Source organism: Streptomyces sp. HUAS MS02, assembly GCF_055702265.1.
On the sequence record NZ_CM146747.1, the window covers coordinates 8,614,629 to 8,627,730 of the forward strand.

Consider the following 13,102-nt stretch of genomic DNA (forward strand, 5'->3'; position numbering starts at 1 on the left):
CGTGAAGGGAGTACGACATGTCCGAGGTGACACGCAGACGGTTCCTCGCCACCGGGGCGGCGGCTGGAGCAGGGATCGTGTCGGGTGGGTGGACGGCCGTGGCCAGGGCCGACTCGGCCGCGCCACCGGAGGTCCTGGCCGCCGACGACCTCGCCCTGTGGTACGACAGGCCGGCCGGCACGGACTGGCTGCGGGCACTGCCGATCGGCAACGGGCGCCTCGGCGCGATGGTGTTCGGAAACGTCGACACCGAACGGCTGCAGCTCAACGAGGACACCGTCTGGGCCGGCGGTCCGTACGACTCCGCCAACACCCGCGGCGCGGCCAACATCGCGGAGATCCGACGGCGGGTCTTCGCGGACCAGTGGGGCCCCGCGCAGGACCTGATCAATCAGACGATGCTCGGCAACCCCGCCGGTCAGCTCGCCTACCAGCCGGTCGGCGACCTGCGGCTCTCCCTCGGCAGCGCCACCGGCGCGACGCAGTACCGCCGGACGCTCGACCTCACCACCGCGACAGCTTCCACGACCTACGTACAGGGCGGTGTGCGGTACCAGCGCGAGGTGTTCGCCAGCGCACCCGACCAGGTGATCGTGGTCCGGCTGACCGCCGACCGCGCCAACTCCCTCTCCTTCACCGCCACGTTCGACAGCCCGCAACGGACCACGGTGTCCAGCCCGGACGGGGCGACGATCGCCCTCGACGGCATCTCCGCGACCATGGAGGGCATCGCCGGACGGGTCCGTTTCCTCGCCCTGGCCCACGCCACCGTGACGGGCGGCACGGTCAGCAGCTCGGGCGGCACGATGCGGGTCTCCGGCGCGACCAGCGTGACGGTGCTGGTGTCGATCGGCTCCAGCTACGTCGACTTCCGCAAGGTCGACGGCGACTACCAGGGGATCGCGCGCGGCCGCCTCACCGCTGCCCGCGGCATCGGCGTCGACGGACTGCGCAGCCGTCATCTCGCCGACTACCAGGCACTGTTCAACCGGGTGTCGATCGATCTGGGACGTACGGCGGCGGCCGACCAGCCGACCGACGTACGGATCGCCCAGCACGCGCAGGTGAACGACCCGCAGTTCTCCGCCCTGTTGTTCCAGTTCGGCCGGTACCTGCTCATCTCGTCCTCCCGGCCGGGCACCCAGCCGGCGAACCTTCAGGGCATCTGGAACGACCAGATGGCTCCGTCCTGGGACTCGAAGTTCACCATCAACGCCAACCTGCCGATGAACTACTGGCCCGCCGACACCACGAACCTGTCCGAATGCTTCCTCCCGGTCTTCGACATGATCGACGACCTGACCGTGACCGGCGCCCGGGTGGCCCAGGCGCAGTACGGCGCCGGCGGCTGGGTGACACATCACAACACCGACGCGTGGCGGGGCGCCTCGGTCGTCGACGGAGCGCAGTGGGGGATGTGGCAGACCGGTGGCGCCTGGCTGGCCACCCTGATCTGGGACCACTACCTGTTCACCGGGGACATCGACTTCCTCCGCTCCCGCTATCCGGCCATGAAGGGCGCCGCCCAGTTCTTCCTCGACACCCTGGTCGTCCATCCGACGCTCGGGCACCTGGTCACCAACCCGTCGAACTCTCCGGAGCTCCCTCACCACGCGAACGTCACCGTCTGCGCGGGCCCCACCATGGACAACCAGATCCTGCGCGACCTCTTCAACGGCGTCGCCCGCGCCGGCGAGGTCCTGGGCGTGGACGCCGGCTTCCGCGCTCAGGTGCTGGCGGCCCGGGACCGGCTGGCGCCGATGCGGGTCGGCTCCCGGGGCAATGTCCAGGAGTGGCTGGCCGACTGGGTGGAGACCGAGCGAACGCACCGGCACGTCTCCCACCTCTACGGTCTGCACCCCAGCAACCAGATCACCAAGCGCGGGACACCCCAGTTGCACGAGGCCGCGCGGCGGACGCTGGAGCTGCGCGGCGACGACGGGACGGGGTGGTCGCTCGCGTGGAAGATCAACTTCTGGGCCCGGCTGGAGGACGGAGCCCGAGCCCACAAGCTGGTCCGGGACCTGGTGCGCACGGACCGGCTCGCGCCCAACATGTTCGACCTGCACCCGCCGTTCCAGATCGACGGCAACTTCGGCGCCACCTCGGGCATTGCGGAGATGCTGGCGCAGAGCCACAACGGCGAACTGCACGTGCTGCCCGCCCTGCCGGCCGCCTGGCCCACCGGGCGCGTGAGCGGACTGCGCGGCCGCGGCGGATACACCGTCGGCGCCGAGTGGAGCAGCGGCCGGACCGAGTTCGTCGTCACACCCGACCGCACCGGTGCCGTCCGGGTACGCGGCCAGGTCTTCACCGGCGACTTCACACTGAAGGACGAGGCGAGCGGCGAGACCGTCCAGTCGAGGCGACTGGAGGCCGATCTCATCGAGTTCACCGGTCAGGCCGGCCGCACCTACCGCGCGTCCGCACTCAGATCGGGGTCGCCGGTGGAGGCCGGCGTGGCCTATCGGCTGGTGGCCCAGCACAGCGGCAAGGCCGCCGACATCGACGGGGCGTCCACGGCTGCCGGTGCGCGGCTGATCCAGTGGCAGATCACTGCCGGTCTCAACCAGCACTTCGAGTTCCTGCCCTCCGACGGCGGGCACTACAAGATCCGGGTGGGGCACAGTGGTCTGGTCCTGCACGCGGCCGGTAGCGGCAGCGGCGCCGACATCACCCAGCAGCCGGACACCGACGCCGCCGGCCAGCAGTGGCGGATCGTCGAGCACGGCGGTGGCGTGATCAGTCTGGTCAACCGGCAGAGCGGCCTCGCCCTGGACGTGTGGGAGGCCTCCACCGCCGACGGAGCCCGCATCTCCCAGTGGGCAGCCACGGGTAGCACCAACCAGCGATTCCGGCTCCAGCGCATCCAGCCCCTGGGCGAACTGCGGTCCGACCGACCGAGGAGAGCCATGTCGCCGAGCACCGAGTGAGCCGCATGATGCCGGTCCACAGATCGTTTCCCGGGCGAGCCGGCCTTGCGCCATTGCTCATATGCTGAGTGTGGTGGTGCCGAGGAGCTGCCGGCCGCCTGGCGACGAGCGGCGATGGATTTCGGTGAGCACCCCGAGTGAACTCGACAGCTCGAACGTGAAGCACGACCCGTGCGTCGCGCGGAACCCGTCGACGACCTGCCGGAACAGAGCAGCGTAGCCCGCCCGCCACGGATCGAGCCGATACCGGCACATCGTCACCGGATCGAACTCCGCCAACATGCTCGGCAAGGACGCCCCCGACCACACGCGGCTGCGCCGGATCACCAACCGCTGGTTCACGCCCAAGGCCGTCGAGGAGTGGTCCAAGGTGATGCGCGCCCGCGTGGAGACCGTGCTCGACGAGGTTCGCCTCCGGCCTGGACGAGGGCGCCCGGCTGCGCGCGGGCGGAGGCCGGGCCCTGGCCGAGACCGGCGGCAGCTACCTGCGGCCCACCGTGTTCGACCGGGTCGACCCCGGCATGCGGCTGGCCCGCGAGGAGATCTTCGGCCCCGTCCTGTCCGTCCTCACCTTCGACGACCTCGACGAGGCGGTCCAGCTGGCCAACGACACCGAGTACGGCCTCGCCGCCGGCCTGTGGACCTCCGGCCTGTCAACCGCCCACCAGGTCTCCCGCGCGCTGAAGGCCGGAACCGTCTGGGTCAACTGCAATGGACTTGGGCCTACCCGTGTGGTCCGAAGTGGCAGACCGACCCGCGTGGGGCTCTGGCGCTCTGCCGTGTCGCCGCCGACGCCCGCCCCGCTGATCCGACCCCGTGGGTGGCTGCGCTTGCGGCGCTGCGGCTCCTGGGACGGCCGAGTTCCGAACTTTCCCCCGTCTGGCGAGATACGCGCGCGTGACCCATGGCACCGGGAGGCGCACCTGCAGATCCTCGGCCACCTCTCCCCGGAGGAGCAGGGCAGCCAGACCGAGCTGCGGGACTTCCTCGACGAGGTCATCGCGGTCATGCCGTGGGACGCGCCGACGGCGTGCCTGCCCCTGACGGCGGCTGTGCGGCAGTACCACCGCGAAAGGAGCGGCGGAGGAATCCAGGCGCTGGGGGTGAACCGGTACTGGTTACAGCCGCACACCGCACGGCTGCTGGACCAGGGCATGGACTACTGGCTGCAACCGGGGCACCCGCGTCACGCGGCCGCCGTCGCGGACCTGGGAATCCTCGCCTACGCCCTGATCCGGGCGGGCCGCAGCCGTGATGCCGGCCCGGGTCATCGGCCCCACTCCGCCGACCGGCGGTGCGAAGGAGCCGGCGACCTGGTCTACGTCCGGGTGGACGTCCCCGAGGATGCCCTCGACGGTCCGGGTGATGCCCACGGACAGGACGGTGGCGCCCGGCTTGATCCAGTCGGGCCCGACGAGGTGGGCCACGCCGGCCGCGGCCACCACCACGTCGGCGACGCGGGCGTGGGCGGCGGTGTCCTGGGTGGCCTCGTGGCACAGGGTCACCGTGGCGTGCTCGGTGCTGCGGGTCAGCATCAGGCCCAGCGGACGGCCCACCGTGATGCCGCAGGCGATGACGCAGAACTGCTGCCCGTGCAATGGCCATGGGAACTCCAGCGCAGAGGGGAGACGAGCGCTGGAGCGAGAATCTATCCATATGGATAACTTGTCAATAGGATAGATTGGCCCTTCGGGGAGCGGCCGGACAGAGGGAGGGCGAGTGACTGCCGAGGCGGAAAAGGGCGGAGACGCCGGCCAGGAGGCCCGGCCCGGTTATGGCGAGGGGCGGGGGGCTCTCCTGGAGGCGGCGGTCAGGGTGGTGGTCCGTGGTGGCCTGCGAAAGCTGACGTATCGTGCGGTCGCAGCGGAAGCCGGTGTCACGCACGGGCTGGTCGCCCACCACTTCGGTTCGCGCGACACGCTGCTCGAAGAGGCGCTGCGGTGGTGCGTCGCCCGCAGCGTCGAGACGTCCTCGCTGGTACCCGCCAGTGGAAGGCTGGAGGATTTCGCCGCGACCCTGGCCGACTTCGTCGCGGCCGACCCCGACCTCCAGATTTTCCAGTACGAGCTGAAGCTCGAATCCAGCCGGCGGCCAGAACTGCGCCGCCACGTCGACCTGCTCTACGACGCCTACCGTAATGCTGTCCGCGAGGCGCTGGCCTGCCTCGACGTGTCACAGGAGATGACGGGAATCGTTTTCGCGGCCCTGGACGGCCTGGTCTTTCACCAGGTCACGTCCGGCGCACCGGACCGCATCGAAGAGAGTGTCGCCGCCTTGCGACGACTCCTCGCGGCCCATCGCGCGCAGGCGTCACCGCAGGCGTCCGGCGGTACATCGAACGAGCCGAACCTCTCTCACACTCCAGCGTGATCGGTCTCCGACGGCGGCCACACCTCGCCCCACCTGCGGCGGGCCGCGATGGAGGACGAGGGCGGCCGAGGCCTGTTCCTGGTCGCGCAACTCACGCAGCAGTGGGGAACCCGGTACACGCCAACGGGTAAGACCATCTGGACCGAGGTGTCGCCGCGATCCGGGCTCCTCCCTTCGGGACTGCCGCGGCTCAGGCCTTACGGCGGCCGCTGCGGCGTGGCGCCGGGGCGGCACCGCCCAACAGATCCTGACGGCGCTTCTCGCCGTTCTCCTCCACCTGCAGCACCACCCGGCGCAGTCCCTCGGCGACGGTCTGGCAGTCCGTGTCGCTGAGCTGCCCGGTGACGAAGGCCTCCTCCTCGTTGAACGCCGGAAAGAGGCGCTGCATCAGCTCCTGCCCTTCGTCGGTCAGGCTCAGGAGCACCAGCCTGCCGTCGGTGGGATGGTCTGCTCGTTGCACAAGCCCTCGCCTTTCCAACGTCCGGGCAACCCCTGTGAGCGTGCCCTTGGAGATCCCGGCTTCTTCGGCCACGTGCCGCGTCTCCGACTCGCCCCAGATCCAGATGACCCAGAGCACCACGAAGGCGGTCCAGGTCAGGTCGACGCCGCGCAGCACGGAGTTCTCCAGGTGCTGCCGCACCGCCGAGGCGGCGCGATAGATGTTGGCGACAACGGCCATCTGCTCATGCCGGACGGGGATACCGCCGAGCCGGGCCGCTGCCAGTTTCTCGGCTTCGGTGATGGATCGATGGCCGGGCACGTGCACGCTCCTTCGGGCCGCCTGAGAAGCCGTGAGACATGGGAATTGTTCGGATCCAAATTATACGGTGCCTCATTGCCCTCGGTCTCATGGGGTCGGCCCCTCCGGGCTCGGGCGCTGCGTTCTCGCACTACGCGGACAGCTTCCTCTGTGCTCGGACCTGCTGCGGACCTACCTCAACCTGGCCCACTCCCATGGCCAGAAGCGAGCCAAACACAGTGCGGACTTCGGTACAGCCGACCGTTGTTGGTTTTGACCTCGTGGTTGAGTTCCTTCACAGCCGGGATGTCGATCGGCTCCGGCAAGAGCGACGCCACCGACTTGTCCAGTCCCCGCCGACTTGTCCAGTCCGGGTCGATCGCCGCCAGCTGCTTGGCGCGCTCCGCCGCCCGCTCTTGGTCCTTCCCGAGGCCCACCTTCCGGGGAAGGACGGACGTCTCGAGGCCGACCTCGGCAAGCTGGAGTCCAACCATCGGCCCTCGGTATCCACGCGGACGCCCGCCTCGCCCTGTCGGCGCTCCTCGAAAGCGTGCCCGCACGGCGGGACTCGACGGCCGCCGACCGCGTACGGACCGTGCTCGACCTCGTCCGCGAGCGCGTCGACCTCCAGGAACTCGCCCTGGAACAGCGGGTGCCGGCCGCTGTCCTCGGCCGAAGCCGGCTCGCCGCGGCCGGACATGACGGTGGGGCGGCACCAGGCCGCCCCACCGAACCCCCGTTGCCCGATCGGCTCGCTCAGCGCAGGAACGCGCCGAAGCGGGCGCCCGTGGCGGGCGCCGAGAGGTCGTCGGCGCCGAACGCGAGGGACGACGTGGCCGTGAGACCGGTCGCCGTGCCGCGCAGCACCCAGACCGCGCCGTTCCAGCTGTTCTCGGCCAGGGAACCGGCCGCGAGGTCGGCGTGGCCGTCACCGTCGACGTCCAGCAGCGCGCTGCTCGCGCCGAACTGGTCGTCGTTCTCGGCGACTCCGGGTACCCCGGCGGTGTCCTGGTGGAAGGTCTGCGTACCGGCGCCCGTGACACCGGAGGCACTGCCGGGGACCAGGGCGACGGACCCGGCGTCGGTGATGTCGCCGATGTCCTCGCCCGGGATGCCGAGCGCGATGTCGCCGAAGCCGTCACCGTTGACGTCCGCCACCGAGACCGTGGAGCCGATCCCGTCGCCCTCCTCCTCCACGCCGGGGAAGCCGGGCAGGTCCTGGTCGAAGGTCTGTACGCGCTCCTCGGACAGGCCGGAGGCCGACCCGAACGCGATCTGGACCTTGCCGCCGTTCCAGTAGTTGCCCACAACGACGTCGTCGAACCCGTCGTTGTTCACGTCCCCGATGCCGGTGCCCGTACCGGTCGCCGTGCCGTCCGCGGGGACCCAGCCGCTGGTGAAGCCCGTGCTGCCACCGCCGAGGAACAGACGGTTGCCCCACTGGCCGTCGCCCGCGTACTTCCAGGCCACGATGTCGTCCTTGCCGTCGCCGTTGACGTCGCCGGTCCGGGTGGAGCGGATGGGCCCGCTGATCGAGTCGCCGTCCTCCTGGCAGCCGCCGTTGGTGGCGCAGGACGCGTCGCCTGCGTCGTAGCCCCACCAGTCGGCCTTGTCCAGCAGCGGCAGGGTGGCGGTGGGCTGTCCGGCACGAGTGACCGGGCCCTTCCACACGGTGGCGTCGCCGCTCGCCGGGTCGTCGCCCGCGCCGGACAGGTAGGAGAACAGGGCGAGGTCCGTCTTGCCGTCGCCGTCGAAGTCGCCGGTCGTGGGGGACTGCCCGTACCCGGGTATGGCCGTGCCGCCGGTGAGTCCGGAGGCGGAGCCCCAGAGGATGACGGAGCCGGGACTGCCGCCCGAGATCACCAGGTCGCTGAAGCCGTCGCCGTCCAGGTCGCCCTTGGCGAAGTTGGTCCCGAAGCGCTGGTTCGCGGTGGCGGAGCCGGGAACGCCGCTGGTGGAGCGGCTGATGAGCTTCTTGTCGGCGGGGGAGACCCCATTGGCGGAGCCGTACATGACGGCCACGTAGCCCGCCTTGGCCTTACTGGAGATCGTGGCGTCCGGAGCCGACACGACCAGGTCGGCGTATCCGTCGCCGTTGAAGTCGTCCTGCGTGTCCGCGGACCCGGTGGCCGCCAGCGCCGGGCCCCCGGTGAGAGCCATGGCGCCGAATCCTCCGGCGAGCAGCACCGCGGCTGCCAGGGGTGCGGTGAGCGCGGTACGGGTTCGGCGGTGTGCTCGGGACATACGTGAGCCTTTCGAGTCGGTCGGTTCTGTACGCGGAAGGCCGCGTTCAGTGGGTACGACTCGAGCCGGGCGATCCCGGTTGTACGTCCCAATGTCATGGATTCGTAACCGAGGAGACAGGTGTGGTGCTGAACTCCCTTGTTGGCACAGGGAATTCAGCGCCTGTGACCGTCGGTCCAGCAGTCGCCTCGACCCACTCGGGGTGGTCGATGAGCGGGTTCTGATGAGGACTCATGCCTCGAGTTCCTCGATGGGAGCAGCGGAACTGGCGAGGGCGTCGATTGCCTCCTCGTACCGTCCCACCTCAGTCGGACGCGGAGGAGCTGCTCGCCGGCATCCGGGCCGTCGCCGCCGGGGACGCGGTGAACGCGCCGGCGCTGACTCGGCGGCTGCGCGACGCGTTCGCCGACCGGCTCGGCGATGACCTCTGCGGACCCGTGCGGGAGGGTCCCCGGCTGGACTCCCTGACCGGCCGCGAGCGCGAGATCGCCGATCCGCTCCGCGTGCATGTGTCCCAGCCCCGCGTACACCTTCATGGGCTGCGGTACCGGGTAGTCGCAGGTTTGGGTGTTGCTGGGAATGGGCTTGCCGTTGCTGCACTGTTGCAGCAGCCGGCCTTCGGTTCGGCGACCTCGGCGACCTCGGCGCCGAAGCGTTTGGCGACCTCGGCGACGGCAGCGGCCCGGTCACACAGCGGGCCGGATTCGTCGTGGCGCAAGGTAGTTCGATCGGAGCCTGCACCACCAGTGTCGCCAGCGGTTCGGCGGCGGCGGTGCCGTCGGTGAGGCGCAGCCGGATTCCGGACTTGTCGGTCTCTCCGCCGCGGCCATCGCTCAACTTCGACGGTATTTCCGTCGCCATCCCTTGCGGACGCTTGACACCGGGCTTGGGTCCGGTCATGCGGTGGTGACCTGCCCGTCGACGACTTGCACGGGCACCTTGATCAGGGGTTTTGTTGCCGGCCCGCCGGTGACTCGGCCGTTGCCGTCGAAGGTGGAGCTGTGGCATGGGCAGCGGAAGCCGGAGCCTGTGGGCGTGATGGGGCAGCCCTGGTGTGTGCAGGTGGCGAGGAATGCCATGAAGGTGTCGGTCGAGGGGCGTAACAGGTATGCGGCGGAACCGTTCGGTGTGGTGAAGCTCGTCGACGAACCGACGGCGACGGCGGAGACCGCAGCGATCACTGTCGGGGAGTTCGTCCCTGGGTCTGTTGGCCGGCTTGGTTTCGGGTTGGTGGTGGTGCGCCGGGTAAGAGCGATGACGCCGCCGCCGAGGACAGTGGTCGTCGCGGTGATCAGGCCGCCCCAGAGCAGGATGCGTCGCTTGACGTCGTCTGGGGTGGAGTTCGGCTGGCGACGACGGCGTATCGCGGCGCGCAGGCGGGCCGTCGTGGAGAACAGGCCTGCGTCGCCGGCAACCAGCAGCGGGGTCCAGGCGGCTGCGAAGACGATGTCGGCGCCGAAGTAGTACGGGCGGGTCGTCCAGCTCACGGTGAGGAAGAAGCTCAGCGCGAGGAGAAACCCGCCGAGTGCGGCGATACGGGTGAACAGCCCGAGCAGAGTACCCAGCCCGACAGCGACCTCGCCGAAGGCGACGACCAGGCCGGTGACGGTCGCGTGTTCGGCCGCGAAGGACACCAGCGGGCCGATCGGGGAGGTTGTCGCGGCGTGCAGCATCTGAGCGTGGACGCCGAGGGGTGAGGTGTGGTCCAGGTAGTGGGTGTCGAGGAACTTGGAGAGGCCCGCATAGAGGAATGTGCCGCCGAGGAAGACGCGTAGCGGCAGAAGTGCCCGGATCGGTGTCCGTAGTGGCGCATCGGGCCGTGGCGTTGTTTCGCCGGGGGAGGGCGTGGGGGACAAGAGAAGTCGCCTTTCATGTCGCAGGTGTGGCGACGAGAATCCCGGTGCACATGTCGTCGCTGGTTCCGTCACCCCACACGACGTATCGCGGCGGGAGTCTTTCAGCTGCGGCAGGAGTTTGCGCAGCCCGGCGTCGTGGGTGCAGGTGACCCGCTGCCGGGTCAGCCGCCCGCGTCACCGCCCGTCCGACCGCCACGACGCCGCACCGGGTGTGAGTTCAGTGCGGACGTGTGTGAGCTCAGAGCTGTTTTCGGCTTCTTGACCTCAGTGAGCTCACACACGTTCGACGCCTCGTCAGGACTTGCGAGGGGAGACCGCCATGATGCCAATGCACATTTCGTCGCTGGTGCCGTCGCCCCACACCACGTAGCGCGGCGGCAGCTTGCTCAGGTGCGGCAGGCGTTTGCGCAGCCCCGCGTCGTGCGTGCAGGTCACCCGCAGGGTGTCTCCCGGGCCGATCTCCACCGGCGCCGGCAGCTTCATCAGCCGCTGGTTGTCGAAGTCGAACTGCGGCACGTCCAGCACGACCTTGGCCTTCGGTGTGCCCGGGTTGAGTTCGACCTTCATGGCCCGCCCGAGCATGTGCATGTGGCCGAATCCGGCGAACAGCGTCATCGGCGCCTCCACCTCGTGGTCGCAGGTCTGGGTGTCACCGGGCTTCGGCGCGCCGCCCTGGTTGCACTCCTCCACCTGACGGTCCGCCATCTCGCCGACATCCGACCCGAACCGCTTCGTCACGTCCGCGATCGAGGCCGCCCGGTCACAGAGCGGCCCCGACTCGTCGGCGGCGCAGGGCAGGTCGGTCGGCGCGTCGAGCGACCATGTCTCGAGTTCCCGGGTCTGCGGCGTGCCGTCCGTCAGCCGCAACCGCACCGCCGAGCGGTCCGACCCGGCCGACTTGCCGTCGGTCGCGAGCAGGTTGTAGTGGATCTGAAGGACGAGCAGGCCGCCCGGCTCCAGCTTGTAGCCGGCGTCCTGGTCGAGCAGCGTCTCCTTGGCGCCCGGAGCCCAGGTGTCCACCCACGCCGCTTCCCCCTCTTCCACCTCGGCGCCGTCCACGCCGGTCCCGCCGAAACACTGCCAGCCGAGGCCGGGGGTCTTCGCGTCCTGCTCACGCACCGCGTCAGCGCCGCCCGGCGGCACCGCGTACACGATGGCGTGGTGTGCGATGGCGACGTTCTCCGGCGTGAACTGGGTCCCGGTCAGGAACGCCGCCTTGGTCAGGCCCGGATCGATCACCTGGCATCGGTACTCGTCCGTGCCGCTCTCCGACGGCGCGGGCGTGTATGCCTCGGCCATCTTCAGGTCGACGAACCGCTCGCCGGCGCGCAGCGGCTGCGGTGGAGCCGACGACCCGCTCGCGTGCGCGCCGCCGTGCGATCCGGTCGCGGCGGGCGCCGCACTGTTGTCGGCGTCCGACCCGCAGGCGACGACAGCGAACGCCGCCGCCAGCACCATGGTGACCGCCCTTAACCTCAACCGCCCGGGCGGCGCTTTCTCTGACGGCGCTGCGTTGACTGCCATCACCAGCCTCCTACATACGGGTTGCATCGCTTGTCTGGATGCCTGATTCCTACCGAGCGAACCTGAGACGACTGTTAGAGGTCGTCTTCGCCCGAGGTTTCATCCCGGAATCTGCCGCTTGTGCGGGCCATGAGGTCTGCCATAGCGATATGGATCATGGCTTCGGAGTGGGCGGGCCGGGTTTCGTAGCCGCGGGCCAGGCGGCGGTGGAGCATGAGCCAGCCGTAGGTCCGCTCGACCACCCACCGCTTCGGGATCGGGGTGAACCCCCTGGTCCCGGGCTTGCGTTGAGCGATTTCCATGTCGATGCCGGGGTCAGCGGCGTGCTCGACGAGGTTCTGGTGGTAGCCGCCATCGACAGACCAGCACGGCAAGGCGAAGGCCCGTCGTGTCGGTGACGATGCTCCGTTTCCTGCCCACGATCTTCTTTCCGGGGTCGATGCCCTGGCCGGAGGCGAGCACGCTGGTGGGGGTTTTCACGCTCTGCGCGTCGATCACGCAGGCCGACGGCTCGGCCTCCCGTGGCTACTGCCCGTCGGCTACGACGTCCCAGTGCTCGATGATCTTTCCGTCGACCACGCGGAAGAGGTCCACGACGACGTAGTCGGAGCTGAAGACCCACACCAGGTCCCCGTCGGCGAGGGTGTTGCCGAACGAGGTCCCGCCGCCTCCGGTGCTGCTGGGCGAGGGAACGTCCTGTGTGTTCTGCTGGAAGAACCGCTTCAGCGGAGCCGTTCCGTTCGGGGCGATCGGGTTGTGCTGGTAGTACCGAGCATCCCAGCTCCTGTCGATCACGGTCGCGTCACCGTCGGAGAGTTTGCGGTAGGCGTCGACCGCGAACTTCCGGTTCTTCTCCTCCTGCTCCTCGGACAGGATCGGTTCCCCGTCCGGGTACCGGTACACGTCGCTGAACAGCGAGTTCCCGCTGGCCGTCTTCTTCGGCACGGTCTGCGTGATGCCCCAGTGCTCCACCAGCTTGCCTTTGTCGACCCGGAACAGGTCGGCCTTGGCCTGGCCGGTCGCCTCGTTCTTCGGGGTGGCCGACGCGTGCCAGTGCACAGCCACCAGGTCACCGTCGGCCGCCACATGCTTGACGGTCGCCACCGCACCGGGGATCTTCGCCTTGACGTCCTTGAACTGCTTGACCTGCCCGTCGGCCCCGCCGGGCACCCCCTTGTCGTGCTGCACGTAGTCGGCGGCGACGAGCTCCTTCACCACATCTGTCTTGTCCTTGTTGAACGCCTCCGAGTACAGGCGCACAACGAGCTCCATGTTCCGCTCCTCGGAGGCCGACGCCGAGCGGGCCGCGGCGGACGACGTCGCCGGGGTGGCCGAGTCGGTGCCGGACGTGCTGCTGCAGGCGGTCGCGAAGCAGGCCACCGCAGCGAGCCAGGGCAGGGTCTTCCGGTATCTCACTCAAGTCTCCTGTGTACGGT

The 13,102-nt window shown here is 69.6% G+C and carries 8 protein-coding genes and 5 pseudogenes; 5 read left to right on the forward strand and 8 right to left on the reverse strand.

The features are described 5' to 3' along the window. Positions 1–17: 17 nt before the first annotated feature. Positions 18–2,933, forward strand: coding sequence for a glycosyl hydrolase family 95 catalytic domain-containing protein (locus ACZ9QC_RS37180; protein ID WP_472917108.1), 2,916 nt, complete (start codon positions 18–20; stop codon positions 2,931–2,933). A gap of 57 nt (positions 2,934–2,990) precedes the next feature. Here the strand turns inward: ACZ9QC_RS37180 and ACZ9QC_RS37185 are convergent, their stop codons facing one another. Then, positions 2,991–3,275 carry a hypothetical protein gene (locus tag ACZ9QC_RS37185; RefSeq protein ID WP_472917109.1) on the reverse strand — a complete coding sequence of 95 codons (285 nt, stop codon included), beginning with the start codon at positions 3,273–3,275 and terminating at the stop codon, positions 2,991–2,993. 71 nt (positions 3,276–3,346) lie between these two features. Here ACZ9QC_RS37185 and ACZ9QC_RS37190 point away from each other — a divergent pair. Beyond that, positions 3,347–3,679 (forward strand): annotated as a pseudogene (locus ACZ9QC_RS37190) (aldehyde dehydrogenase family protein); the annotation flags it as partial. A 513-nt stretch (positions 3,680–4,192) separates the two neighbouring features. Here the strand turns inward: ACZ9QC_RS37190 and ACZ9QC_RS37195 are convergent. After that, positions 4,193–4,525 (reverse strand): annotated as a pseudogene (locus tag ACZ9QC_RS37195) (bifunctional methylenetetrahydrofolate dehydrogenase/methenyltetrahydrofolate cyclohydrolase); the annotation flags it as partial. 127 nt (positions 4,526–4,652) lie between these two features. On the opposite strand from ACZ9QC_RS37195, the gene ACZ9QC_RS37200 reads away from it, so the two are divergent. Then, entirely contained in the window at positions 4,653–5,303 is a 651-nt protein-coding gene (locus ACZ9QC_RS37200) for a TetR/AcrR family transcriptional regulator (protein ID WP_472917110.1), read from the forward strand. Positions 5,304–5,306: 3 nt separating this feature from the next. Further along, positions 5,307–5,450, forward strand: a pseudogene (locus ACZ9QC_RS37205) (ATP-binding protein); the annotation flags it as partial. A gap of 43 nt (positions 5,451–5,493) precedes the next feature. Here ACZ9QC_RS37205 and ACZ9QC_RS37210 read toward each other — a convergent pair. After that, the gene (locus ACZ9QC_RS37210; RefSeq protein ID WP_472921915.1) at positions 5,494–6,063 is read right to left on the reverse strand and encodes a MarR family winged helix-turn-helix transcriptional regulator; all 570 of its coding nucleotides are present in this window, start codon (positions 6,061–6,063) and stop codon (positions 5,494–5,496) included. 437 nt (positions 6,064–6,500) lie between these two features. On the opposite strand from ACZ9QC_RS37210, the pseudogene ACZ9QC_RS37215 reads away from it, so the two are divergent. Then, positions 6,501–6,709: pseudogene (locus ACZ9QC_RS37215) on the forward strand (thiamine pyrophosphate-binding protein); the annotation flags it as partial. An 89-nt stretch (positions 6,710–6,798) separates the two neighbouring features. Here ACZ9QC_RS37215 and ACZ9QC_RS37220 read toward each other — a convergent pair. The 5 genes and pseudogenes from ACZ9QC_RS37220 to ACZ9QC_RS37240 all read right to left on the reverse strand — a co-directional run bounded on the left by ACZ9QC_RS37220 (position 6,799) and on the right by ACZ9QC_RS37240 (position 13,082). Then, positions 6,799–8,286, reverse strand: coding sequence for an FG-GAP and VCBS repeat-containing protein (locus ACZ9QC_RS37220; protein ID WP_472917111.1), 1,488 nt, complete (start codon positions 8,284–8,286; stop codon positions 6,799–6,801). A gap of 896 nt (positions 8,287–9,182) precedes the next feature. Continuing rightward, positions 9,183–10,214, reverse strand: coding sequence for a Rieske 2Fe-2S domain-containing protein (locus tag ACZ9QC_RS37225; RefSeq protein WP_472917112.1), 1,032 nt, complete (start codon positions 10,212–10,214; stop codon positions 9,183–9,185). A gap of 222 nt (positions 10,215–10,436) precedes the next feature. Continuing rightward, positions 10,437–11,666: a monooxygenase gene (locus tag ACZ9QC_RS37230; RefSeq protein WP_472917113.1), complete on the reverse strand. Its 1,230-nt coding sequence runs from the start codon at positions 11,664–11,666 to the stop codon at positions 10,437–10,439. Between the two features lie 74 nt (positions 11,667–11,740). Beyond that, a pseudogene (locus ACZ9QC_RS37235) lies at positions 11,741–12,188 on the reverse strand (transposase family protein); the annotation flags it as partial. 3 nt (positions 12,189–12,191) lie between these two features. Further along, complete coding sequence (locus ACZ9QC_RS37240) at positions 12,192–13,082, reverse strand: nuclear transport factor 2 family protein (protein WP_472917114.1); 891 nt, start codon at positions 13,080–13,082, stop codon at positions 12,192–12,194. Positions 13,083–13,102 lie beyond the last annotated feature (20 nt).

Coding starts and splice junctions, on each gene's coding strand:
- ACZ9QC_RS37180 (WP_472917108.1), top strand. CDS start 18: ATGTCCGAGGTGACACGCAGACGGTTCCTCGCCACCGGGGCGGCGGCT.
- ACZ9QC_RS37220 (WP_472917111.1), bottom strand. CDS start 8,286: ATGTCCCGAGCACACCGCCGAACCCGTACCGCGCTCACCGCACCCCTG.
- ACZ9QC_RS37230 (WP_472917113.1), bottom strand. CDS start 11,666: ATGGCAGTCAACGCAGCGCCGTCAGAGAAAGCGCCGCCCGGGCGGTTG.